Origin of the sequence: Plantactinospora soyae (assembly GCF_014874095.1) — a bacterium.
In the GTDB taxonomy this organism is placed as follows: Bacteria; Actinomycetota; Actinomycetes; order Mycobacteriales; family Micromonosporaceae; genus Plantactinospora; species Plantactinospora soyae.
This window is the reverse complement of record NZ_JADBEB010000001.1, coordinates 2,153,254-2,176,284: the sequence shown is the minus strand read 5'-3', so window position 1 is coordinate 2,176,284 and position 23,031 is coordinate 2,153,254. Positions and strand designations below refer to the sequence as shown.

Genomic DNA, 23,031 nt, shown 5'->3' with positions numbered 1-23,031 from the left:
CGACCAGGCCCCAGCCGACGGACGAGGAGAGACCGGATGGGAACCCTGACCATGACAGCCGAGCGCGGGGCGGGCTCACGGGACAGCCCCGCGGACCTGCTCCGCCGCAGCCTGCGGATCGACGGCTGGGGCACCGCCGCCTTCGGCGTCGTCATGCTCCTCGGTGGCAGGCGGCTCGGCGGCACTCTCGGCCTGCCGAGCGGCTGGTTCGTCCCGGTTGGGATCGCCATGCTTGGCGGGGCCGCCGCCCTCGGCCTCATCGCCAGGCAGCCAAGGATCTCGTCGCGGCTGGCCTGGTCGGCCATCGCGGGCAATGCGTTGTCCGGCGCGGTGATCCTGCCGCTCGCCGTCACCGACGTGGTGCCGCTCACCGGACTGGGGATCGCCTTCATGGTCGCCGGCGCGCTGTGGGTCATGACCTTCGCTGGACTCGCGCTTGTCGGCCTTCGGCGCTCGCGGAGGCTCCCGTGAGACTGACCGTGTTCGGCGCCACCGGCGGCACCGGCCGACTGCTGGTGCGACAGGCACTGGCGGCCGGACACGAGGTCACGGCCGTCGTGCGAAAGCCGACCGTGCCCGCGATCGACCACCCGTCCCTGGAGATCGTCGTTGCGGACGTCTTCGACCCTGCGTCCCTCACGGCGGCCCTGACCGGCAGCGTCGCCGCCCTGTCGGCGCTGGGTCCGCACGGGCGGAACGACACCACGCGGGTGTGTTCGGCCGCGACCGGAAGCATCCTGGAAGCGATGGACCGCTCCGGTGTGCGTCGGGTGGTCGCCGTTAGCGCCCAACCGGTGCTGCGAGGTGGCGCGGGCGAGCCGCTGTGGTTCCGTACAACGGTCAGGCCGCTCATCCGGGCGGTGTACCGCAACGTCTATGCCGACCTGGAGCGGATGGAACGGGTACTGGCCGCGAGCGCGGCGGACTGGACCGTGTTGCGGCCTCCGTACCTGACCGACCGGCCGGCGACCGGTCGATATCGCAGCGCTATCGAGGCCAGCGTGCCCAACGGCAGCATGGCGCGGGCAGACCTGGCCCAGGCGATGCTCGACATCGTGAACGACCCGGCGACCGTCCGGCATGCCATCGGGGTCGGCCCCGCCAAATAACGCACGATCACCCAGTGCACCCTGCCGGGGGTCTAGGGCCAAACCGGGTCGCTATGGTGCTGGGCGTTGGGTCTCACTCAGCGCCGAAGCGCCGCCCATTCGGCGCGGCTGGTCCAACGTCACGAGCGTAAGAGGGGACCTTCATGCCCGAGCTGGAACTCTCCGCGGGGACCATCGACTACCAGGACACCGGCGGTGAGGGCCCCGTGGTCGTCCTGCTGCACGGCGTCGCCATGGACGGCTCGCTCTGGCGCCACGTCGTCGCCGGGCTCCGGGACGACTACCGCTGCGTCGTCCCCACCCTTCCGCTCGGCGGCCACCGCCGGCCGATGCACCCGGATGCCGACCTGTCGATCCTCGGCGTCGCCCGGCTGGTGGACGAGTTTCTCGAACGGCTTGACCTGAGCGACGTCACGCGGGTGCTCAACGACTGGGGTGGCGCACAGAGCCTGGTCGCGGACGGCCGTACGGCCCGCATCGGCCGGCTCGTCATCACCTCCTGCGAGGCCTTCGACAACTACCCACCCGGCCTGCCCGGCAGCAACCTGGTCACCTCCGCCAGGCTGCCCGGCGGCCTGGCCCTGGCCTTCAACCTGCTCCGCCTCAAGCCCATGCGCCGACTTCCGGTGACCTGGGGCTGGATGACCAAGCGGCCAGTGCCATCCGAGATCATGGACGCTTGGTTCCGGCCCGTGGTCACCTCCGCCGAGGTACGCCGCGACCTGCGCAAATACGTCCTCAGCACCCCGCCGAAGGCCGAGCTGCTCGCCTGGTCCGAGGCACTTCGGACCTTCGACCGCCCCGCCCTTGTCGCCTGGGCCGCCGAGGACCGCGTGATGCCTCCCTCCCACGGCCGCCGCCTGGCCGAGCTATTGCCGCAGGCCAAGCTCGTCGAGATCGCCGACAGCTACACCCTCATCCCTGAAGACCAGCCCGCCGTCCTCACCGCCCACCTGCGGGACTTCCTCGGCGACCGCAGGTGCTTCCCTGACTGAAGGTGTGTCAGAAGCTCTTCGATGCAGTTCCGGCGAGGAAACCGGTAGCTCCGGTGTCCAAGGCCCTCATGGCAGGCTGCCCGGTTCTAAGCATTGTTCAGACACCCCCTTGACCAAAATCTGGCATCAGCGGCTGGACGTCGACCGGTCGACCCGGTGGCTTCGTCGGCACTCGCTCATCCCCCTGGTTTGACGAGTCCTGCGTCGTAGGCGAAGACGATGGCCGCGGCCCGGTCGCGGGCGCCGAGTTTTTTGAAGAGGGAGCCGACGAGGACGGTACGGGGTGCCGCCGACACGCCCTCCATGTCCCCGGCGACGTCGAGATCGATCCGCATCCCGGCGTCGCGGTACGTGCCCAGCAGATGTTCGAGTTCGTCCGGATCGAGTGGGGCGAGCGAGGAAGAGCCCTGGTGCATGAGCATCAGGGCCTGGCGCAGCTCGTCCATGCCCTTGCGACCCACGAGTTCCGCCTGCCGCAGGGCCGCCGCGGCCTCGGCGACCTCCGTCGGCGAGGAGGTGAGGAGCATCCGCGCCCCGGAGAGGTGGAGCAGGACGACGCTGAAGCTGTGCCCCACCAGGTCGTGCAGGTCCCGGGCGATGCGTTGCCGGTCCTCGGCCACGGCGGTCTCGGCCAGCCTGGTGCGGGTACGTTCCAACTCGTCGATCAGCGCGAACTGCCGGCCGACGACATGCCCGAAGCCCCAGCCGATCAGCAGGCCGCCGAACCAGAGCCACGCCCCGATCCCCCGAGCCTCTGAGAGAAGGGGTCGAAGGGCGGCCGGCCCAACTCATGAAGCGCGGCCTAGATGGTTTGCGATCCTTGCGGCCGTTAAGAATTGGCTGATTCCAAGGCCGCCACGGCCTCCAGCGAGATCAGCCGTGAGTTCTGCAGGGCGACAACCTCCCAGTGGTCGTCCTGCCAGCCCATGACGAACAGTTGCATGGAGTAACGGCTCGGCGGCGGCTCCTCTTCGCCTGGCATCGCGATCCCGACACGGTGGTGTACGACGCCGCAGCTCGACCCGATGATCCGGGCGAACGGCACCTCGCCGTGCAGTAGCCGAGACCCCTTCAGCACCGTGTCGAAGAGGGGTTGATGGGTGGCGATCATCTGCTCGCGTCCCCGGTAAATGGTTCCCTCGAAGTCCGCGAACTCAGCGTCGTCCGCGAAGTCGGCGAAGAAGGCGGTGGCGTCACCACGGTTCCAGGCCTCGTTCATCCGGGCCGGGATGGCGCTGATCGCCTCGACCGTCTGCTGCATGTAACTGCCTTTCTGTGTCGTCAGTCTTCGAGCTATTTGATGTCACCACCTGTGGCGGTGACGACGAGCAGGATGTTGGCGGTGCCGGCGCCGGACTCGTCTTCGAGGAGCTTGGATGACAGTCTGGAGTCGACGGCCCCCGGTGTCCTCGGAGTGGGGTGTCGATCCGGTCCCTCCCACGGGTGGGCGATGCGGCGTCGGCTCCTACTGCGGTAGGAGGCGTCGACCCAGTGACGAGCTGATGATGCTCACCTCCGTCACCGAATGCCCTCCCAGATTTGCCTCTCGTCCGCGGCGGGGTCGGTCACCTCTTCGATCTGGCTGGTGATCAGCGCGACAGCTCGGTCGGCGATGCGGTAGGGGGCCCAGCCTGGTGCGTTGCCGGTTATGAAAGAGACCCAGAGGCCATGCATGGTCTCGGCCACCGCTCGTGATGGAGTGTCGCCGATGCGTGGGCGGACGTCCGGCCTGTCGATGGTGTCGAAGATGTACGGAAGATCGATGCCGTGGCAGGCGCCGAGCCCGTTGTTCGCGGCGGGCTCCGGGTGGTCGAAACGGTAGACCCAGGTGGCCTCCCGCCGAGCTTCGGCGACTCGTACGACCGGAATGCCGAAGGTCCAGTCGGTGGCGATGGCCGAGAGGATTTCTGCGTGGCTCGCCTCCGGCCGGTTGGCTCGGTAGGCCGCCGCTTGAGCGGATGTCAGGCCGTACCTCGCTGCGGTCGCCGCCACCGCGTCGGCGTCGATATGGTCCCAGAGGCCGGGGGCGACCAGGAAGAGCCGTGCCTCGTCACGATTGGAGCCGATAAGCAGCGGCACGTCCGCGGCCGTACCACGCCGAAGGGACTCCAACGGGGTGTCCACGAGCACATCGCCGTCGACGACCGGCGCGAACGCCAGTTGGCTCACCGCGATCGCGCCCCACTTCGCGGGATCGGGGGCGGTCTGGACCTCGGTGACCAGGTCTGAAGCGGCAGCGACCAGCGTTTGCAGGGGAACGTTCTCGATGGCCGTACGGGTGGGTTCCACGCCGAGCGCATCGGCGAGGTGACCGGCGACCAGCAGCCCTTGCGCGATGGTGAGCGTGTTGGCGGCCGCGCCGCTCTGCGCGATCACGCGGCTGAACAGGCCCTTGGCCGCAGGCATCGACATCAGCGTGACGGCGCTGATCGCGCCCGCAGATCCGCCCGCCACGGTGACCCGGCTGGGATCCCCACCGAAGGCGGTGATGTTGTCCTGTACCCAGAGCAGGGCCGCCATCTGGTCGAGCAGCCCCAGGTTGGGGTGTCCGTCTCGCAGGTACAGGAAACCCTCGGCGGCCAACCGGTAGTTGATCGTCACGCAGACGACCCCGGCTGCGGCGAAGGCGCTGCCGTCGTACTCACCGACCGATCCGGAGCCGTTGGTGAAGGAACCACCGTGTATCCAGACCAGCACCGGCAGCCCGCCGGCAGCAGGGTCGGGCGTCCACACGTTCAGATTCAGGCACTCCGGGCCCGGATCCGTGATCTCGGGAAAGAACGGGCGATACGGCGCCGGATAGCGTCCCTTGGGGACAGTCGGCCCGTACTCGGTGGCAGACCGGATGCCCTCCCACGGGGCGACGGGCTGCGGCGGCCGCATCCGGTTCGGCCCGAACGGCGCCGCCGCGTACGGGATTCCCAAGAAGGCCATGCCGGAGGCCGTCGGCCGACCGCGCACCTTGCCGGCCCGTGTCGTTGCGATGAGGTTCATATCCTCAGGTGCGCGCCTGGCGCCGAAAGTTCGACCGATCGGCCGGCGAATATCGGCCGCTACAATCCTGAACGGTGATCGACGCTGTATCGGACCCGGATCTGGTGCGTCTCGCCCGGGCCGGCGACGCGGCCGGCTTCGGCGCGCTGCTGCACCGTCACGAGGCGCGGATGCTCGCCACCGCGTACGCCCTTCTCGGCTACGGGCCCAACGCGCAGGACGCCGTGCAGGAGGCTTTCGTCGTCGCCCTGTCCCGCCTGGCTACCCTGCGGGACCCGGAGGCCGTCGGCCCCTGGCTGCGAGGCATCGTCCGCAAGGTCTGCCTGGCTTCCCTCCGCGCGCGCAGCCCGATCCTCGTCGCAGACCTCGGGGTGGACGTGGCCGCCGCTGCCGCCGACCCGGCCGAGTTGCTCGACCGGCAGGCGCTGCGGGACTGGGTGTGGCACGCCTTGGAACAGCTGACGCCGAACCTGCGGGTGGTGTCGATGCTGCGCTACTTCACCGAGGCCAACACGTACCCGCAAATCGCCGAACTGTGTGGCGTACCCGTGGGTACGGTGCGTAGCCGGCTCAGCGAGGCACGCAGGAAGCTTGCCGAACAGTTGCGGGCGACCGCCGCGGTGGCCCATCCCGATGCCGCCGCACGCACGCTGCGGTCGCATCGGGAGGCCGAGGAGAGCCTGGCCGCGATGCGTGCCGGTTCGGCCGCCGCGACGCTTGCCGAAACCTGGTCTCCATCGGCCGAGGTGGCGCTGCCTGACGGGACTCTCGAGCACGGGTACGGCCGGTTGGCGCGCATGATCAGCGCCAATCACGAGGACGGCGTACGGTACCGCCTGACCAACGTCGTGGCCGGTAGCGATGTCTCCGTGTGGGAGACCGAATTCCTGAATCCGCCCGACAAGCCCCTGCACTGCCCGCCTGCGGGTGTCTGGCTCCACTTCCTCGACGCCGGTCGCACACAGCGCTTCCGACTGCTGCACGTTTCCCAGCCATAGACCTTCGACGTACGACAGGACGGGCGGTCAGTCACTTACAGCGACGTACTCCTATGTGATCAGGGGCTCATCCAATCGGGCCACGGTCGACGAAGCTGTACGTGCCGCGGGTACCGCCGTCTCCGACCTCCTGGATGTAGAGCGCCGAGCCGTCGTTCTTCACCTGGATCGCGCCGAACTTCTCATTCGCCAGGTGGTGCGTGACGCGGCCCTGATCGTCCCTCCCGTCAGCCTTGGTGACCTTGAAAAGGGTGGTCTCGTCCTCCGCGCATGCCTTGGTGCCGAGACTGACTGGCTCGGTGCGGGTGTCGCCGTAGACGCACCAGCGGCCGCCTTCCTCACGCGCGCGCAGCGCTTCGAGTAGGTGCCTGCCGCCGGCGGCCGGGACGATGCGGAACAGCGCGCCGTCGTCGGTGCCGTCGCCGATGGCGATCGGGCCCTCGTAGGTGGCGCTCCAGTCCTTGTCGTCCTCGGCGATGTGGATGAGGACCTTGCGATCGCCGGCCAGGATCTCGTCGTAGTGGTCGGTGTCGCCCGACGGCGATCCGCCGGACGGTGCCGTGGCGGATGTCTCGGCCGCAACCGGCGACGATGTGCCGGATGACGTGGTGTCGCTGGACGCGGTGCACCCCTGCGTCGTCAACGTCACGGCGGCAAGGGCGACTCCGGTGGCGAGCGCTCGGGACGAGTGCACGACATCCACCTCCACAGTGGGCGAATTGTCCTGGTCAATTGACCCGATACCCGGTGCCGGTGCCAGGGAAACCGATGACACCTTCCAGCGCGTGGTACGCCCAGCGGACGCTCGGCCCGGGGAGCAGCCTATTCGTCCTGCGACAGGAAGTCGGTGACGAAGCAGGTGATCTCGCCACGCCCCGAGCGGATCCGTAGCGACTATCCGACCGGTCGGCAACGAAAGCCACGTACGTTCGATCGAGGACCGTTCACCATTGGTATCCGTACCAACCGCGAACCGCTCGTCGCAATCGATCCGACCCTCCTGCACGGACCCAGCCTCTCCGCTCGACTGCCAACGCCGCGCCGTAGCCGTCAGGCGCGCCGTACCTCTTACGTCGGTCCCCGCCACACTCGATCATGGCTGGCACCCTCGTGCGTGTCAGTCGCCGCGCCGGGTACCCCCGCCCAACTGGCCCATCTCGACCCGATCGGCATGTTCACCGCCCCGGGACGCCCGGTCACCGCGGCCGACCTGGTCAAGCTTCTCGAAGAGGTTCGATGAGGGCCGCCGGCCGCCACCGGCCCGATGCCCACGCCTGGATATCGCGCCGAAGACGGTGGGGATCCCGCGGTCACCGCCGACCAACGGAATCCCCACCCACCGCGCTATCCGCCGACCCGGTACGCCCGGATCACCGTCTGCTCCACCGTGTTGCCGTCCGCGTCGGCGACGTTCGCCCGCAGCGACACGTGACCGGCCCGGCCGTGTGGCACCAACGCCAGCCAACCGGCACCGTCCCGGCTGACCGGCACCGCGTGCCAGCTCCGGCCGTCGTCGTACGAGGCGGCGACGGTCACCGTCACCACCGGTCGCTCTGCCACCCCGTCCTGCCGGTGCACCGACATCCGCACCGGGCGGCGGTCACCGACCGGCACGGTGTTGTGCAGGTCGACCGGTGCGTCGAGGAGCACTCCCAGCAGTGGCAGTGGCTGCCGGGCCGATGACGTACCGGACCGGAAGGTCCACGACCCGCTGACCATCGTGCTCGACCGCCAGGTCGGCGAGTTGTGCGTCGCCGAGGCGGTGAGCCGGTACGTCGCCGCTCCGGCCGGTACGGCGAACTGCCCCCGCCCCGGCTCGGCGACGGTGCCGAGAAGCTGCCCGTTCCGGTACAGGCTGGTGCTGCCCGTGGGGCTGTCGTCGTCTGCCGCGACGGCTCTCGGATGGCCGCTGCCGTCGGTGAACATCGGCAACGTCACGTCGACGATGTCCCCGTGCCGGCTCACCCACGGGTTGCCCTGGTTGTCCCAGGTCGGTCCGGTCAACGCCGGGCCTACCACGGAGTTGTCCCAACTGACCGCAGGGTTGTCTCCCGGCCGCAGGTTCAGCATCGCCCTCGCCCCGTCGAACAGGACGTTGTTGTCGAGCAGCATGGCCCAGTTGCCCGGGGTGTAGTACTCGGTACGCCGCAGCGGCGCGAACACCGGCACCGTCATGTTCACCCCGTGAGATCCGTCGCCGAGCTGGAGGTACGCACGGCTGTACCGGACCCCCTCGCCCGCGTCGTGGTAGCTGGTCGGGACGGCGGCCAGTTCCGCGGTCGTCGGCCGGTACGCCAGGTTAGCCGGGACCGCGCCCCGAACATGGTTGACGAGCTGGTAACGATAGGGACTGACCGGCTGCCCGGTCACGGTCGCGAAGAGCCCCCCGGCATCGGCGAGCTCGACGAATCGGTCGAGCCCCGGAACGCCGGGTCCCGACTCGATGGTTGGCAGCGCGAGCGGCTCGTCGTCCCAATCGAACTCTCTGGTCGCCGTCAGCACCATCCGGGCGCCCCGCTCCTTGAGCTGCCGTACCACCGGGGCCAGCGCGAACGGTTCCACCACGTCGTCCGTGGAGGTGAGCACGGCGAGCGCGCCGCTGACGTCCACGTCGGGCAGTTTCCCGGCCGGACCGACTCCGACCCGGACGGCCGGAAGTCGCGCGGTCCCTTCGAAGGGTGGCGTCGATCCGGGTCGCCAGAGCCAGCCAGCCCAAACCGGAAACTGCTCCGGTGCGGTCGCCGACAGCTCCAGCATCGGCCGTTCCAGGACGGCCGCGTCGCTGAGGCTGAACTCCTCGGCGCTCACCCCGGGTGCGGTGCCCACCAACACCTCACCGAAGCCTGCATTGGTCAGGTTTGCCATGCTGGCGTCGAGCGGGCTGCCGGCGAACCGCGCAGCCATGACGATCTGCCGCATCCCGTCGGTTGCCGCCGGCTGGTCGGCCACGCCGAGCGGTACGGCGCGGGCCCACCGGGCGTCCAGGGTCACCGTGGTGTCGTCGGCGATCGTCAGGCCCGGATGGCCGAGCGCGGCGTTCCGAGTCCCTCCGTTCAACAGTGGAGGCAGATCCGTGCTGGCCAGCAGGGCGTACCGCCCGGCGGGCACCGACACCGGCTCCGTGCCGTACGTGATCTCCCGGAACCCGGTGTTCTGGGCGTCGGTGCCGACCACCATCGTGGTGGTGGCCTCGGTGGGCTTGCCATGCTGGTCCAGCGGCCGGACGGTGACCTCGTGCGTCTCGGGGGCCTGCCGCACCCCGACCGGGGTGCGGACGCTGGTGTCGGCGGCGGTGGCGACCACGACCCCGCCGTACGTCCCGACCCTTCGCTGACTTGCGATCCGCACCGGAACGGAGGCACTGCCCCGGGCCGGCACGGTGAGGGTCGTCGCGCCGAGCGTGGCCAGTCCCGGCGGGGCCGGCCGACCGGCGGCATCGGCCAGGCTCAGCGTCAGCCGCAGCGTGACCGGCATCGACCCGTCGTTGCGGTAGGTCAGTTCCCGGGTGCCGCCCGGCGCCCCCCAGGCCAGATCCATGTTGAGGCTGGCCACCTCGGCCCGTACCGGCTGGATGACGGCCCGGGCCACGTCGAGCCGGCCGGCGCCGACGTCGAAGACCCGGGACTCCCGGGCCGGCGTCGCGGTGCCGACCAGGGCCGCCTTGAGCTGCGTACCGGACCAGTCGGGGTGCCGCTGTGCGAGGATCGCCGCCGCTCCGGCGACATGCGGCGCGGCCATCGAGGTGCCGGAGAGCGGCACGTGGTCCGGATCACCGGCGATCCCCGGGTACGCCCCGGTCGCCCGGGCGGCCAGGATCGCCTCCCCCGGCGCGGCCAGCTCCGGTTTCACTGCCCCGTCCCCGACCCGGGGTCCCCGGCTGGAGAACTCGCTGATCCGGTCGGCCGAGTCCACACTGGAGACGGCGAGCGCCGCGTCGGCGCTGGCCGGAGCCGACACCGGCGCGTACGCTCCTCTGTTGCCGGCGGCGGCCACGAAAAGCGTGCCGTGTTCGGCGCTGAGCCGGTCGACCGCCTGGCTGACCGGGTCGGTGCCATCGCTCGGGGCGCCGCCGAGACTCAGGTTCACCACCTTCGCACCGGCCTTGGTGACCGCCCATTCCATGCCGGCGAGAATCCACTCCTCGGGTCCATGACCGGAGTCGTCGAGGACCTTGCCCACCGCCAGCTTCGCGTCCGGGGCGACGCCGCGATGCCGACCGCCCGCCCCCGAGCCCGCGACGGTCGCCGCCACGTGCGTGCCGTGGCCGAACTGGTCCTCGACGCTCCCCGTCCCGGTGAAGTCCTCCGCCGCCGACACCCGACCGGCCAGATCCGGATGGTCGGTGTCGTACCCGGAGTCGAGGACCGCGACCGTGACGCCGGCACCGGTGTAGCCCGCCTGCCAGGCCGCGGGTGCGCCGATCTGCGGCACGCTCCGTTGCAGGGTCGCCCGGTAACGGGCGTTCAGCCACACCTTCCGGACGCCGCCGGGGATGCTCCGTGCCCCCGGATTCGCCTGCCGGACCAGGTCCGCCCAGAACCGGGCTGCCGTCGCCTTCGGCTGGTCGTTCGCGGTCAGGTTCAGCCCCGGCAGCACCCGGCGAGCCCTGGTTCCCGCCAACGGGACCGCCCGCCGGGCCTGGCCGGTGTCGACGTACTGGACCAGCAGCGGCAGTACCCGGCTGGCACTGTCGTCGTACCCCTGCGCCAGCAGGCCCGTGACGTCGAACAGCCGCTCGTCGAGCAGGTCCGCCCGGAGCAGGGGTACGGCGTCGGTGGGGACCACGTACCAGGCGCCGTCGCGCTGGTAGCGGGCGTACGAGACGGTCCGGGGCCGGACCGGGCCGGACACGTCCCGCCCGGTACCCGGCGTAACCGAGGGTTCGCCGTCCCCATCGAGCCGGACCACGTCCCCGGTGATCAGCGTCACCGTGCCGGCGGTCCTCGGCACGCCCCGCCCGGCACCAGACGTCCCGCCGTCGCCGGAGTTCCCCGTCGATCCGACGGAAGGGGCTTTGGCCGCCCCGTACGACGGCACGACCGTGAGCAGCGCCGCCACGGACAGTCCGACGGCCAGTAGTCTCCGTCCGCCGACCCGAAAACGCTTCTTTCCGGCGGTCATCGGACCTCACCGACCCGGTCGACGATGGTGAACGTGGGCACGGCCTCTGCCGCCACGGTCCCGGCCGGTATGCCGCGTGCCGTCCGGATCTGCACCGTACGGAAGCCGAGGAGTTCACGTCCGGCGGTGTCGAAGACCAGTTCCTCCCGCTTGGTCTCGTCCCCGGTCGACTCACCGTCCCGGCCGATCGCGACACCCTGCCGACCAGCCAGATCGACCCGGCCATCGACCCGCTCGACTCCGGGAATCAGTGCGACCGCCTGGTAGAGGGCCGCCCGAACCTTCGGAGGCATGATCGGAGCGGCCTCCTGGAGCAGGTCCAGGACCGCGGTGAAGACCTGCTGGTCGGCAGAGTGCTTGTTCTGGTCGCCGACCGCCTGCCGCAGGGTGTCGAGTAGCCGGGCCGGATCGGTCGGCAGGCTCGCCAGGTATGCCGGCGTCGGCCGGTACAGCTCGCCCGGGTCTCGGACCGCCGGACAGCTCTCGCAGTCGGCGGGCGGTTGGTAGTCGGGCGCCGGACCGTGCTCCTCGACCCTCGGTGGGGCGGTCAGGTCGTACCCGAGTTTGCGGGCCGCCTCGGCGTCCGCCGGGGTCAGCGGGGTGCGGCTGGCCCCCTCGGTGATCCGGAGCTGTGCAGACCGCAGGCCCTCGACGGTGTACCACATCTCGTGCCGGCGGACCACCCAGATCCTGGCCACCGGCCCGTCAGCCTTGACGTCGCCGATCACCGACAGGGACCCCTCGGCGATCACCCGGTAGATGAACTGCCCCGGCCGGACCTCGACGGCCGGGTCGAGCCGGGCGTTCGCGGCGGCCAGCCGCAGCACCGTCCCGGCGTCGTCGCCGTCGCCGATCGGGAGACTGGCCACCCCACCCCGGTCCGGGTCGCCGGGACCCGTCGACGGACCGAGGATCGCCGGTACGACCAGCGCCGCAGCAACCGCAGCCGAGATGCCGAGCCCGCCGAGCGACCAGTGCCACCACCGGGCGCCGAGCCGGTGACTCCGGCCCGCCGGCCGGGTACGCACCGCTGCGGCACGGCGGCGCCCCTGCGCCACCACGTCGCCCGTCCGGGTCGCCACGTCGCCCGTCCGGGTCGCTGCGGAGTCGGTCCGAGCCTGCACCAACAGGGCCGCCCGGGCCCGGGCCACCGCCTCGGCGGACGGTGCCGGAGCCTTCCCCAGTACGTCGCGAATCATCCGCACTTCGTCCATCACAGGTCCCCCAGGTCTCGATCGTGGCCGGTCGGATCGGTGTCGCCGAGCGCCTTGCGCACCTTGCGACGCGCCCGACTGAGCCGGGAACAGACCGTGCCGTACGGAATTTCCAGGGCTGCCGCGACCTCGTGGTAGGTGAGTTCGCCGAGCGCGACGAGCAGGAGTACGTCCCGGTCCCGGGCCGAGAGTGAGGCCAGTGCCCCGGCCAGATCACGCTGCACGCTCTGCGCGCTGACCATCGCGGCTATCCGCTCGTCGTGACCGACGACGGAGGAGTCCCGCGGCGCCCGGGCCAGTGCCCGGTAGCGTCGCTGCTCGCTACGCCGCTGGCGGCGGACGAGGTTCGTGGCGATGCCGTACAGCCACGCCCGGACGTGCCCGCCCGGTACGCACTCCCCGGTTGATTCCCTGGCTTCGCGACCGGTGCCGGCGTCACCGGCACGGTCGGCCGGGGCACCGTCGTCGTCGGCGGGATCACCGGTATCGAAGCGGGCCCGTTTGACGAAGGCGATCAGAAAGGTCTCCGCCGCCAGGTCGTCGGCGGCGGTCGGGCCGAGCCGGTTCGCGGCGAACCGGTGGATCTCCGGGTAGTACCGATCGAAGAGCAGCGCAAACCTTTCCGGCTCGGTGCGCGACTGCCTGATCAGGACGGCGTCGGCCACCGCTGCGACGTCGTCGGGCGGGTCGGTGCCGGCCAGGGAGCCGGGGTCGACCGCACACACGGGTGGCGCGGTCACGAGAGGGGGTCCGGTCATGGATAGTTGTCCTCCAGGGAGCGTCATGTGTCCGACACCCCTCTACGCCCGATGACCGTGCTCCCCTTCGCGCCCGACGGCTGGCGTCCCGCGATCCTCGCGAGTGTGCCCCCGGCACGGCCTCCCCGTCAGATCTGGAGTTCGGCGTGGAACACCGTCGTCGCATCACCGAGAGGGGTGCGACTGCCGGGAAAGAACCCCCTGAGCTGCTCGAAGGTGCGCCATACGTGGATCGCGACCGGTTCCCGGCCGGAAGCCTTTGGCCGACCGCAAGGTGCTGTGCGCAATCCTCTTCGCCTTCTAGGCGAGATTCCCGCTACCGAGGGCATCATGGTGACCAAGGCCCGCCCCGCACCCTGCGGGCGAACTGCTTCATCGAACGCTGGGGCGCAGCGCCCACGGCAAGTGCACCGATCACGTTCTGATCTGAAGCAAGCGGCACGCGCTGGCCGTGGTCGGTCATTACGTAGACCATTTCAAGCACGCTTGATCAACGAGTAGCACCGAGGCAGACCGACGTGATCTTCGAAAGCCCGGGTCACGGCCATCAAACGAGTTTGGGACGGTAGAGCCCGCCCGCTGGTGGCACCGCTTTCCGACCTGTGGAAACCGGTCGGCGCGATGGAAAGACCGAGGGGAGGTACCGCGCATCGTCCGGTCGGATCCTTTGATCGATCGGCATCATCCGGTAACGTCGCCCACACCGGACGTACCGGACCTGGTGTGCCGGTGACGAAAGATCGTAGCGGCTGGGGGCTTATGCGTGGAAGTCACGATTGAGACCGTAGAAACCGGCTGGCCACAGGTATTGGATCTGTTCCGGAGCGGTGGACCGACCCGGGTCGCCACCCGGCACGGAATCTCGTTCGACCTGCCCGGTCTTACGGTGTGGCTAGACAATCCGAACGATCTCACCGCTCCGGCCGACTATCGGTACCCGGAACTCATCAAGGACTACCGGGACCGGCTCTTCGGTACGCAGCGCGACAAATCGCTGTTGTTCCAGCGCATGCGCCGGTGGCGCGAGGACGACCTCGACGCGTTCGACCAGCTCGAACACATCACCGACCTGTTGCGCCGGGAACCCAGCAGCCGCTCCGCGGTCTTCTCCACCTGGCTGCCCCCGGCCGACCTGGAGGCGGCCTTTCCCGTCTCGCCGGTCGGTGGTGCGGTGCGGGTGGTCTCCGACACGCTCCACCTCTTCGTGACCGCGCGGAGCGTCGACGTCTGGGTCGGCTTCGTGCCGGAACTACTCGCCTTCGCGCAACTCGCCACCGAATTCGCGCTTGACCTCGGCGTGCGGCGCAGCACGGTGTCGTACCAGTGCTGGAGCGCCCATCTTTACGAGGTTGACTTCCTGACCTATCTCACGAGGCAGTGATGGAACGATCGCTCACGATGCTGGACAGCGGGCTCGTCGGGTACGACACGCTGGACCGGGTCCTGCAGGCGGTCGTTTTCTTCGCCGACTCGATCGCGATCCGGTCGTCGTACGAGGTGGCCCCGACGGACCGGGCCGACGCCGCGCTGATCGAACACCGCGTCCTGGAGCTGCGGGACCAGGGTTTCGTGAAGCTCTGGGCGCACGAGTACGAGGTGGACGACTCGGGGGAGGTCCATACGCCGACCGCCGCCGACGGAACGCGGCGCCCCAGCGATCTGGTCCTGCCCACCGCGACCCTCGGCGCCGGACTGGGCGAGATGGACGAGGTGATGCGTTCGGTGCGGGAACTGGCTTATGGCGGTGAGTCGGGTGCACCGATGAAGCTGCGGCAAGGAACGGCCGAGATAGTGGGTCTGCGGAACCACCTCGCGTCGCTCGTGATCTCGAGCGAGCTCAACCAGGACGGCATGTTGACCAACCCGGCGGTGCGTACCGCGCTGACCAGGAGTTTCCGCGGCAGCTCTGGGGGAAGTTTCCAGACTGCGGTGGTGCGGGACGTCATCGCCCAGATGCAGCTCGGCTCGCTGACGCGACTCACGGCCGACCAGGTCGAGGAGTGCCGCCGGTTCAGCCGCGACTTCCGTCTATTGCTCGACGAGTCGCTGCTTGCGGTCGCCCGGGGTGTGGACCCGGTGCTGACCCCCGAAGCCACCGCCCGAGAGATCACGAACCGGTACCGGGCCATCTCGGCGGAGTACGCGCTGCCCCAGCTGGGCCCCGAGATCAGCGGCGAGATCATCTGGGACGTACTCGGCGCCACCGTCCCCGCCAGCATCGTGCTGAAGTATGGCACCAAGGCGTTTCGTTGGCGGCGCATCGCCCAGGAACTGCGGCCGTACCTGCTGCTGATGCACCTGGAACGTTCGCTCTATCAGAGGGGGATCCGCGCATGAAGACTTGATCCGGCGGTTGGGATGGTGCGTCTAGATTGTCGACATGACGGTGGTTTGAGACAGTGGCCCAATCGCTCTCGTTGCCAGTTAAGGCCGGCACAGCAGCCGAGATCAGCCAGGGAGGAGAGTTCGATGCCGTTGGTGATCGGGGGGATCGGCCAGGAGATGTGCCGAACCATCATCCGCGCCGGGGTCGATCTGTCAGTCGGGCAGCACATCGGCTGGCGGGTCACGGACGGCGCCGAACGGCGCTCCCTGGCCACACTCTCCCGCGAGCTGCACTCCTGCCACTCCGATGGCCGCAACTTCGACCTGCCGGAATCGGTACAGGACGTGTTCGGCCTCCGGTTCGACATCGCCGACACCGCGTATCCGCTGGCGATTCTCTATCTCTGGATTCTGGGTAGCCTCGACGACCAGATCGGTCCGGCTCGTGAGCGAAATGCCGCCAACGCCCTCGTGTGGCAGCTAAGCCGGCTTGCGCCAGATCTGCCGTACCGGGAATTCCAGGAGCTTCGGCGGGCACTTGACCGAGCGGCGGGCGTCGATGTAGAAACGTAGTTTCAGGCTCATCTAGCGTTGCAATAACTGAACCCGCCGAAGTTTCGCGGCGGAGGATCACGAAAGCGCGGTGAACCGGTGGATCCTGCAAATGACCAGGTCGGTACCGAGGTTGTTTTCGAGGACGAAAACCTACGGGTGTGGATACTCGACCTGCCGCCGCAGGCGTCTTCTCCGTGGCACACTCATCGCGCCCCCTACCGTTACGTCGTGACCCGTGCCGGGCCGGTGGCGACGGAGTACCAGGATGGCCGGCTGGAATACCAGGACGACAAGGTCGGCGACTCCTGTCGTCGATCTGACAATGAACCGCATCGGCTCGTCAATCTCGGCGACTCCGTGTATCAGAACGTCATCGTAGAGTTCCTTGACCCTCATGGGTGATCCGCAACAGGCTCTCAACGACTGGATCGCGTCGCTGCACCCCGATCTCCCCGAGGTCGCCGCCGCCATCGTCGATTCCCAGGCGGAGGCGCCGGAACGAATCTCCAACGCCTACCGGGAATTGCTCTCCGGTTACCGGATCAACCGGGCCGACCTCATCAAGGTCACCGTCGTACTCGATCCCACGGTCGAGTACGACGGCGTCGTGACGGCCCACGACATTCCCTTCGTGTCGCTTTGCGCGCACCACCTGCTCCCGTTCTTCGGCCACGTAGCGATGGCCTACCAACCCGGCGCCGTGATCCTTGGTATCGGCAAGCTGCCACGCCTAGTGGAGATGCGGGCGCGGCGGTTTCAGATCCAGGAATTCCTAGCCCGCGATCTCTGCGAGGACCTGATGGACGCGGTGCACGCCAGAGGAGCCTTCGTCCGCACCACTGCGCAGCACCTCTGCGTCTGCGGGCGCGGCCCGAACAAGCAGGAGGTCTGGAACACCACGACGTACGCCCGCGGCAGCCTCGGCCAGTGGCGTGACCTTCCCGTCGGAAGCGCGCCGCGGTGAGGCGCTTCGAGTGGGAGAGCCTCTTTCCTGCGGAGATCGACTGTGTCGTCACCGTTCCGGATTCGATGTTGACGCCGGTCGTCCGCCGGGTGGTCGAGACGACCGATCTGGACTACCTCCAGACCGTGCACGAGTCCCAGGCGGTCGCCATGGCGGTCGGACTGGCCCTCGCCGGGCGCCGTCCCCTGGTCTGCATGGAGAACTCGGGTCTGCGGGCGGCCGGTGAGACCATCGCGCGGCTCGTGGTGCTGCACCAACTGCCGCTGCTGACGCTCGTCTCCGACCGCGGCGGGTACGGCGACCCGAACTGGTGGGCCCAGTACCATTCCGATCATATGCGCGGGCTGATCTCGCTCTTCGCCCTCGTCGGCACGGTGGCCGCGACTCCGACCGAGTTGACCCGGGCACTGCGCGGCGGGCTCGACGTGGTCGCGACCCGGATGCGCTCCGCCGTCGTGGTGGCCGCCCCCGAGCTGCTGAAGGGGCTGCGGCGTGAACTCGGCTGAGGCCGTTGGCGCGGTGCGCGAGGCCGTGGGCGGGGACGTGGCGGTGGTCGCCGGGGTCGGCCGGGCCGGCTGGACCGCTGGCCAGTACTGGCCGGAGCGGACGTTGCACCTGGACGCGCTCGGCGATGTGCTCCCGGTCGCGTCGGGACTCGCCCTCGGGCTCGGACCGGCCGGCCGGGTCCTCTCGGTCGAGGGGGACGGTTCCCTACTGTTCGGGCTGGCCGGATTGGCCACCCTGGCCAGCCTGCGCGGGCGGCTCGGCGGGTTCACCGCCGTGGTCCTCGACAACGAGCGGTACGAGTCGGGCGGCAACCTCCCCTCCCGTCACTTCCCGCTGGACTGGCCAGCCCTGGTCGGCGCGTTCAGTCTGCCCTTCGGGCAGGCGTACCGACCCGTCGAGGTCGCAGCGGCGCTCGCGGCCTCCGCACCGGTCGGCGTGGTGCGGCTCGTTGTCCGCGACGAGACCCCGCTGCCGGCCCCGATCGGGACTAACAACGGCCGCGAGGCGGTACACGCGTACCGCCGGATGCTGGACCTCCGGTACGGGGTACGTCCGAGTGTGCCGGCCCGGAAGTTCTGAGGTGACGCGCTGATGCGACTCGCACCGGCCGGGGTGACGGGTCTACACCGGCTCGAGTGGGCGGGTCGGCTCGGGGCGTACGTCTTTTCGTGCCCGCCCGGTCGTCGGCTGCTGCGCGATTCGACCCTGGTCGGCTCGGCCTTCCAGGACCTCCTGCGGCGCTGCTGCGCCGAGGCGCTCGGCGCGCTGCTGCGACACGATGCCGACCTGGCCCGGACCCTCGCCGCAACACCGGCGGACGTGCTCTACATCCTACGCGGCGGGCTGAACTTCGGACTGCACGGCGTGCTGGAGGAGCTGTCCGGGCGCGCGTGCCGGGTGAGCTTCCTGAGCAGCCAGCGCAGCGTCGCACGGGGGCGACCGGTCGTCACGGGCGACGACTACCGCCGCTTCAACCTGGCCGGGTCGGCCGTGCTCTGCGTCGGCGACATCGCCGCCACGGGCCGTACCCTCGCCAACGCACTCTCGCTCCTCGCCGCCGCCAATCCGGCGCTGCTGCCGCCCCGGATCGTCGTAGTCACCATCGGCACCGCCGACGCGGTGCGGCGGCTCGATGAGCTGGCCGCCCGACTGGCCCTGACTAACCCGGCGACGATGCTGACCGTCGTCGCGCTCGAAGGGCTCTTCGGCGTTTACCGCAGCGCATACGGGCTGCCCTTCCACCTCGACCAGACGGACTTTGTCCGGCGCGGCGGTGTGATCGCACCGGAGTTCCGGGCTGAGTCCGCCCGCGACCCGATCGCCCTGCTGGAACGGTGCGTCGTCTACGACGGTGGCCTGCGCGGGTTCTCCCCGGCCGAACACCTCCGCAGCCTGCTCGATTACTGGACCGAGCTATGCGATGAATTTGCCGCCGAGCCGAAACTGATCCGGCACCATCTCGGAGTCAAGAACGACTTTCCCGCGATTGTGGAAGTCGATCATGGCGGCGGCCGGGGCGGGCCCCAGCCCACCGCGCGCCCACTTGACTCGACAACTCTGCTTGCACAATGCTGTGCCCACCGCGACCGTATCAAATCAATAATCGATTGAATAACCGAGGGTGATAATGAAGGTCATTGACAAGCTCGCGTGGGTGCACGTGACGGACGGCAAGGTCCTGAGCACCAGGTCATACGGCAAGGACGCGTGGTACATACCGGGGGGCAAGCGGGACGAGGGCGAGACGGATCACGAGGCCCTCAAGCGGGAGATCCGGGAAGAACTCTGCGTCGAACTGATCGACGGATCGATTGAGCCGATGGAGGTCTTCGAGGCCCAGGCGCACGGAAAGGCTGAGGGCGTCATCGTCCGGATGACCTGCTACCGGGCAGAATACAAGGGTGAACTCACGCCCGGCGCGGAGATCGAAGAGATGTCCTGGCTCGACTATTCCGGTAGGGAGATGTCGTCCACGGTAGACAAGCTGATCTTTGACTGGCTGCGCAAACGTGGCGAACTCTAGAGATATCTGACGGATCTTCTCGGTCGTCGCGTATGGCGTGACCGGGATCTTAGTGATGACGAGTGCGCTCGACTGGAACCGTTGCCGCCTTCCATGACACCCCAGCGGGGGAGCCGATGGCGCGATCAACGTCACGTGATCAATGGGCTTCTCTGGCGGACCGAGCAACTCGCCGGCCACCTTGCCGCAGGCGCTGCGCTGGTTCCGGTAGTCCACCGCGTCGGCGGTGCGGATGCTGCGCAGCTCGGGCCCGGCGATCTCGTCAGCTCAGCCCGTGCCGCGTCCGCGATTGCGGTGATGAGCCGGGGTACCCGCCGCCTAGCACCCCGATCCGCAAGATCCCGTTGATCGCCGGGTGTCTGCTCCTCAGTGGGCCAAACGCCGCGTCCTGGCGAGGTGCGGCGACATCCTCGACTACCGTGAGTGGACGGTCGCCCACGTCACAGGGTTAGCCCGCTGCTACTAAGACCGGGGCGCCGAAACGTCCGGCGGCTACTGGACGTATGTCGATCAAGTTCGGCGACCGTTCATAAATCCAACGGAGGAAATCGCGACGCGGTACACGCATTTCTTGTAGACCGGCGCACGACAGCCTGGCCCCGCGGGGTCAGCTCGGTGCGCTCATGGTGGCGCTGCCGGTGCCGCCTCGCGGAGCGTCCAGTCGACGCCGTCGAGATGCACCTGGTCCTCATCCGGCCGCCCGCCGCGCCAACCAAAACCGCATCGCGCTGGGCCGCCGCTGCTAGAGATCCATACCGCCGGGGCGGCCCACGACTCGGTGCCGTTGCTGCGCTCATTCCGCGTCGACCTCGGGGGCGAGACCGTCGGGTGAAGCCGCCCCGCCTGACGAGGCGCCGGGCTCTGATGTGGAACAGCCCTGGTCAGACGCCAGGTCCGACCAGGGCTTCCGGTTGAGGCAGCGGAGCGGGCCTACTCGCGGATGCCGACGCCCTCGACCGGCGGGGTGCGCAGCAGCCGGCCGATCGGCAGCATCGTAGCGACCAGCGCGAGCGCGACGGTACCGCCGACAATGGTGATCCAGCCGGCGGTTGGAACGTACGGGATGCGCTGTCCGGCCACGGCGTTGACGATCGAGGAGAGGGTGACCGCCGCGATCGTCGCACCGATCGAGATTGCCACACCCAGCAGGCCGGCCTGTTCGGCGTAGACCATCCGCTTCACCTGGCCGCGGGTCACCCCGATCAGGCGCAGCAGGGACAGTTCCCGGGTCCGGGCCAGGGCCGCCATGCTCAGCGTGTTGGCCGCCGCGAGCACCGCGTACCCGACCAGCACGGTGATCAGCAGCTTGTTCAGCCAGGCGCTGATCGCCAGGTCCTGGGCGAGCTCGCCGGTGAGCTGGTCCGTGCCGACCACGGTGCTCGCCGGATACTCGGCCGCGAGTTTCGCCAGGGCCGCGCCGACGTCGGCACCGGGCGCGGTACGGATCAGGACGCGGTCGTCGAGGCCGGTCACGGTGTGGCCGGTGAGCGTCTCGCTGTTCAGGGTGATGTCACCGAATCCCCAGCCCCGGTCGTAGATCGCGACGACCCGCAGGGTGACCGGCGTGCCGTCGCCGAGCCACAGTCGCGCGTCGCCGCCGAGCCGCCAGTCCGACGACTCCGCCTGCGAACTGGACACCGCCACGGTGTCGCCACGCAGATCGCCGAGACTTCCCGACCGTACCCGGAGATCCATCGTCTGGTCCGCACCCTGCGGGTCGATGCCCTGCGCGACCACCGCCTGGGCTTCGAACATGTTGGGCACGATCACCGACGTGCGGCGCACTCCGGTTGCGGCGAGGACCCCCGGGATCTGGCGGGCTTTGGCGGTGGCCGACGCGGGCAGGCCGGCGCCGCCGATCAGCGCCTGTTGGGCGAGCGAGCCGTCCTGGCTCTGGACCACCGTCTGGCGTGCCAGGTTGTCCTGTAGGAACCAGACCGAGCCGCCGAAACCGACGGAGAGCACCAGCGCGGTCAGCACGGCGACCATGCCGCGGGCGTTCGCCCGCATGTTCGCGGCGGCCAGGTATCCGCTGTTCCCCCAGACGATCCGCAGGACCGGCCCGAGCAGCCGGGCGGCGGCCTGGTTGATCCACGGGGCGAGGAGTGCGATCGCCAGCACGAACGTGTACAGCATGCCCACCGCGGCGCCCATCGCGGTCTGGCCGGTGGCGAAGCCGGTAAGGCCGATCAGGGACACCGCGCTGGCCAGGAACACCAGGCCGAACACGACCCGGGTCCTGCCGCCGAGTGTCGGCTCGACGGCCGCCTCGCCCAGCGCCTCGGTGGGGCGGATCCGGGTGGTACGCAGCGCGGCGATCCAGGCGGAGGCCAGCGCGATGGCGGCCACCGCCACGGTCACCGCCAGCGCCGACAGGATGCCGCCGCCCAGGGTGAAGGTCTCGGGGACGAACCCTCGGGTTACCAGTTCGTCCCGGGTCCAGGCGGTGGCGGCCAGGCTGGCCGGGATGCCCACCACGGCGGCGAGCAGGCTGAGCAGGCCCACCTCGCCGAGGATCATCAGCCGCACCTGGCCCGGGGTCGCCGCGATCGCCCGCAGCAGGGCGAGGTCGCGGCGGCGGTGCCGGACCGACAGGCCGACCGTCCCGGCGACCACGAAGATGATGATCATCGCGGCGTAGCCGCCGAACGCGGTGCCGGCCCCGACGATCAACCCCCGCGCGCCCGCCGCCTCGGGCTGCTCGACCAGTCCCCGCTCGGCGTCCGTGTACGTCTTGGCTCCCGCCTCGGCCGCCACCCGGCGCACCGCCGCCACTACAGCCGACCGGTCGGCACCCGGCTCGGCGAGCACGCCAATCGCGTCGACGTTGCCCTGGTGCGCGTTCAGCCGAGCCGCCCGCGCATCGGTGAAGAACAGTGCCGCTGTCGGGCCGTCCGCGCCAGCCGCCTCGACGACACCGCTCACCCGGTACTCGTGGGCGGTCCCCCCGGTGATGATCGCTGTAATGTCGCCGGGACTCAGCCGCCCGCCCGCGGCGAGCCGGGCGTCGACGGCGATCTCACCGTCGGACCGCGGTGGCGTGCCGGAGGCCACCCGGTACGGTGCGAGGGCGGCGCTGCCCCAGCCGTGGCCCGTGGTCGGCAACCCCGGCGACGCTGCCACCGTCGCCACGATCGAATGATCACCTACGGCGCTGGCCACGCCGGGCACCTCGGCGATCGCCGCGACCAGCGAGTCCGGGACGCTGCCGCGTTCGGGCAGCGCCACCGTGGTGGAGGTGGGTTCCTCCTCGCCGAACGTCTTCGGTCCGACCACCGTGAGGTCGCGGTTGGCGACGACGGCGACCGTCTCGGCGTACCGCTGCGGCAGGCCGTGGTAGCGCAGCCCCGATTCCACCAGAAGCCCGCACGCCATCAGGATCATGACGCCGGCGGCGAGCGCGACGAACGTCGCCACGAAACTGCGCTTGCGGAAGCGCAGCATCTGCGCGGCCAGTCCGAGCATGGC

22 protein-coding genes are annotated in these 23,031 nt (G+C 69.6%); 14 read left to right on the top strand and 8 right to left on the bottom strand.

From position 1 onward, the window contains the following. The first annotated feature begins 36 nt into the window (after positions 1-36). The 3 genes from H4W31_RS09755 (at position 37) to H4W31_RS09745 (ending at position 2,104) form a co-directional block, all read left to right on the top strand. Positions 37-471 (top strand): hypothetical protein, encoded by a 435-nt coding sequence (locus H4W31_RS09755; RefSeq protein WP_225945462.1) that lies wholly within the window; start codon positions 37-39, stop codon positions 469-471. Continuing rightward, positions 468-1,109 (top strand): NAD(P)-dependent oxidoreductase, encoded by a 642-nt coding sequence (locus H4W31_RS09750; protein WP_192766361.1) that lies wholly within the window; start codon positions 468-470, stop codon positions 1,107-1,109. Before H4W31_RS09755 ends, H4W31_RS09750 begins: the two co-directional genes overlap by 4 nt. A 143-nt stretch (positions 1,110-1,252) precedes the next feature. Beyond that, on the top strand, positions 1,253-2,104 hold the full coding sequence (locus H4W31_RS09745; protein WP_192766360.1) for an alpha/beta fold hydrolase: 852 nt from the start codon (positions 1,253-1,255) through the stop codon (positions 2,102-2,104). Between the two features lie 176 nt (positions 2,105-2,280). On the opposite strand, the gene H4W31_RS09740 is transcribed toward H4W31_RS09745, so the two are convergent. The 3 genes from H4W31_RS09740 to H4W31_RS09730 all read right to left on the bottom strand — a co-directional run bounded on the left by H4W31_RS09740 (position 2,281) and on the right by H4W31_RS09730 (position 5,098). Further along, positions 2,281-2,760, bottom strand: coding sequence for a histidine kinase dimerization/phosphoacceptor domain-containing protein (locus H4W31_RS09740; protein ID WP_192766359.1), 480 nt, complete (start codon positions 2,758-2,760; stop codon positions 2,281-2,283). A gap of 173 nt (positions 2,761-2,933) precedes the next feature. Then, on the bottom strand, positions 2,934-3,365 hold the full coding sequence (locus tag H4W31_RS09735) for an SgcJ/EcaC family oxidoreductase (protein ID WP_192766358.1): 432 nt from the start codon (positions 3,363-3,365) through the stop codon (positions 2,934-2,936). A gap of 257 nt (positions 3,366-3,622) precedes the next feature. Beyond that, a complete protein-coding gene (locus tag H4W31_RS09730) occupies positions 3,623-5,098 on the bottom strand; it encodes a carboxylesterase/lipase family protein (RefSeq protein ID WP_192766357.1) in 1,476 nt (491 codons plus the stop codon). A gap of 74 nt (positions 5,099-5,172) precedes the next feature. On the opposite strand from H4W31_RS09730, the gene H4W31_RS09725 reads away from it, so the two are divergent. Then, positions 5,173-6,096 carry an RNA polymerase sigma factor gene (locus H4W31_RS09725; protein ID WP_318783114.1) on the top strand — a complete coding sequence of 308 codons (924 nt, stop codon included), beginning with the start codon at positions 5,173-5,175 and terminating at the stop codon, positions 6,094-6,096. A 67-nt stretch (positions 6,097-6,163) separates the two neighbouring features. Here H4W31_RS09725 and H4W31_RS09720 read toward each other — a convergent pair whose 3' ends face one another. Further along, positions 6,164-6,799, bottom strand: a complete 636-nt coding sequence (locus H4W31_RS09720; RefSeq protein ID WP_192766356.1) for a hypothetical protein — start codon at positions 6,797-6,799, stop codon at positions 6,164-6,166. 411 nt (positions 6,800-7,210) lie between these two features. Here H4W31_RS09720 and H4W31_RS43690 point away from each other — a divergent pair, with 411 nt between their 5' ends. Further along, entirely contained in the window at positions 7,211-7,336 is a 126-nt protein-coding gene (locus H4W31_RS43690) for a hypothetical protein (protein ID WP_264084064.1), read from the top strand. Positions 7,337-7,440: 104 nt separating this feature from the next. Here H4W31_RS43690 and H4W31_RS09710 read toward each other — a convergent pair whose 3' ends face one another. Genes H4W31_RS09710 through H4W31_RS09700 form a run of 3 tightly spaced genes read right to left on the bottom strand, consistent with a single transcriptional unit; the run spans position 7,441 to position 13,189 of the window. Next, positions 7,441-11,217 carry a S8 family serine peptidase gene (locus H4W31_RS09710; RefSeq protein ID WP_192766355.1) on the bottom strand — a complete coding sequence of 1,259 codons (3,777 nt, stop codon included), beginning with the start codon at positions 11,215-11,217 and terminating at the stop codon, positions 7,441-7,443. Beyond that, positions 11,214-12,431, bottom strand: a complete 1,218-nt coding sequence (locus H4W31_RS09705; protein ID WP_192766354.1) for a CU044_5270 family protein — start codon at positions 12,429-12,431, stop codon at positions 11,214-11,216. The genes H4W31_RS09710 and H4W31_RS09705 overlap by 4 nt, the downstream gene beginning before the upstream one ends. Then, a complete protein-coding gene (locus tag H4W31_RS09700; RefSeq protein ID WP_192766353.1) occupies positions 12,431-13,189 on the bottom strand; it encodes an RNA polymerase sigma factor in 759 nt (252 codons plus the stop codon). Before H4W31_RS09700 ends, H4W31_RS09705 begins: the two co-directional genes overlap by 1 nt. A 763-nt stretch (positions 13,190-13,952) precedes the next feature. Between H4W31_RS09700 and H4W31_RS44165 the strand changes: the two genes are divergently transcribed. The 9 genes from H4W31_RS44165 to H4W31_RS09655 all read left to right on the top strand — a co-directional run bounded on the left by H4W31_RS44165 (position 13,953) and on the right by H4W31_RS09655 (position 19,563). Continuing rightward, positions 13,953-14,570: a thymidylate synthase gene (locus H4W31_RS44165; RefSeq protein ID WP_192766352.1), complete on the top strand. Its 618-nt coding sequence runs from the start codon at positions 13,953-13,955 to the stop codon at positions 14,568-14,570. Next, a complete protein-coding gene (locus H4W31_RS09690; RefSeq protein WP_192766351.1) occupies positions 14,570-15,526 on the top strand; it encodes a hypothetical protein in 957 nt (318 codons plus the stop codon). Before H4W31_RS44165 ends, H4W31_RS09690 begins: the two co-directional genes overlap by 1 nt. 132 nt (positions 15,527-15,658) lie before the next feature. Next, entirely contained in the window at positions 15,659-16,087 is a 429-nt protein-coding gene (locus H4W31_RS09685; protein ID WP_192766350.1) for a hypothetical protein, read from the top strand. Between the two features lie 78 nt (positions 16,088-16,165). Then, the gene (locus tag H4W31_RS09680; protein WP_192766349.1) at positions 16,166-16,471 is read left to right on the top strand and encodes a cupin domain-containing protein; all 306 of its coding nucleotides are present in this window, start codon (positions 16,166-16,168) and stop codon (positions 16,469-16,471) included. After that, on the top strand, positions 16,464-17,033 hold the full coding sequence (folE, locus tag H4W31_RS09675) for a GTP cyclohydrolase I (protein WP_192766348.1): 570 nt from the start codon (positions 16,464-16,466) through the stop codon (positions 17,031-17,033). The genes H4W31_RS09680 and folE overlap by 8 nt, the downstream gene beginning before the upstream one ends. Further along, positions 17,030-17,539 (top strand): thiamine pyrophosphate-binding protein, encoded by a 510-nt coding sequence (locus H4W31_RS09670; RefSeq protein WP_192766347.1) that lies wholly within the window; start codon positions 17,030-17,032, stop codon positions 17,537-17,539. The genes folE and H4W31_RS09670 overlap by 4 nt, the downstream gene beginning before the upstream one ends. After that, entirely contained in the window at positions 17,526-18,119 is a 594-nt protein-coding gene (locus tag H4W31_RS09665) for a thiamine pyrophosphate-dependent enzyme (protein WP_192766346.1), read from the top strand. Before H4W31_RS09670 ends, H4W31_RS09665 begins: the two co-directional genes overlap by 14 nt. A gap of 12 nt (positions 18,120-18,131) precedes the next feature. Then, positions 18,132-19,151, top strand: a complete 1,020-nt coding sequence (locus tag H4W31_RS09660) for a hypothetical protein (RefSeq protein ID WP_192766345.1) — start codon at positions 18,132-18,134, stop codon at positions 19,149-19,151. Between the two features lie 16 nt (positions 19,152-19,167). Further along, positions 19,168-19,563 carry an NUDIX hydrolase gene (locus H4W31_RS09655; protein WP_192766344.1) on the top strand — a complete coding sequence of 132 codons (396 nt, stop codon included), beginning with the start codon at positions 19,168-19,170 and terminating at the stop codon, positions 19,561-19,563. A 930-nt stretch (positions 19,564-20,493) separates the two neighbouring features. Here the strand turns inward: H4W31_RS09655 and H4W31_RS09650 are convergent. After that, a complete protein-coding gene (locus tag H4W31_RS09650; protein WP_192766343.1) occupies positions 20,494-23,028 on the bottom strand; it encodes an FtsX-like permease family protein in 2,535 nt (844 codons plus the stop codon). Between the last annotated feature and the right edge of the window lie 3 nt (positions 23,029-23,031).

Bases quoted from the DNA above. Each gene is read 5' to 3' on its own strand.
- H4W31_RS09730 (WP_192766357.1), bottom strand. From the start codon at position 5,098: ATGAACCTCATCGCAACGACACGGGCCGGCAAGGTGCGCGGTCGGCCG.
- H4W31_RS09745 (WP_192766360.1), top strand. From the start codon at position 1,253: ATGCCCGAGCTGGAACTCTCCGCGGGGACCATCGACTACCAGGACACC.
- H4W31_RS09690 (WP_192766351.1), top strand. From the start codon at position 14,570: ATGGAACGATCGCTCACGATGCTGGACAGCGGGCTCGTCGGGTACGAC.
- folE (WP_192766348.1), top strand. From the start codon at position 16,464: ATGGGTGATCCGCAACAGGCTCTCAACGACTGGATCGCGTCGCTGCAC.
- H4W31_RS09655 (WP_192766344.1), top strand. From the start codon at position 19,168: ATGAAGGTCATTGACAAGCTCGCGTGGGTGCACGTGACGGACGGCAAG.
- H4W31_RS09705 (WP_192766354.1), bottom strand. From the start codon at position 12,431: ATGGACGAAGTGCGGATGATTCGCGACGTACTGGGGAAGGCTCCGGCA.
- H4W31_RS09660 (WP_192766345.1), top strand. From the start codon at position 18,132: ATGCGACTCGCACCGGCCGGGGTGACGGGTCTACACCGGCTCGAGTGG.
- H4W31_RS09685 (WP_192766350.1), top strand. From the start codon at position 15,659: ATGCCGTTGGTGATCGGGGGGATCGGCCAGGAGATGTGCCGAACCATC.
- H4W31_RS09710 (WP_192766355.1), bottom strand. From the start codon at position 11,217: ATGACCGCCGGAAAGAAGCGTTTTCGGGTCGGCGGACGGAGACTACTG.
- H4W31_RS09755 (WP_225945462.1), top strand. From the start codon at position 37: ATGGGAACCCTGACCATGACAGCCGAGCGCGGGGCGGGCTCACGGGAC.
- H4W31_RS09650 (WP_192766343.1), bottom strand. From the start codon at position 23,028: ATGCTCGGACTGGCCGCGCAGATGCTGCGCTTCCGCAAGCGCAGTTTC.
- H4W31_RS09735 (WP_192766358.1), bottom strand. From the start codon at position 3,365: ATGCAGCAGACGGTCGAGGCGATCAGCGCCATCCCGGCCCGGATGAAC.
- H4W31_RS09700 (WP_192766353.1), bottom strand. From the start codon at position 13,189: ATGACCGGACCCCCTCTCGTGACCGCGCCACCCGTGTGTGCGGTCGAC.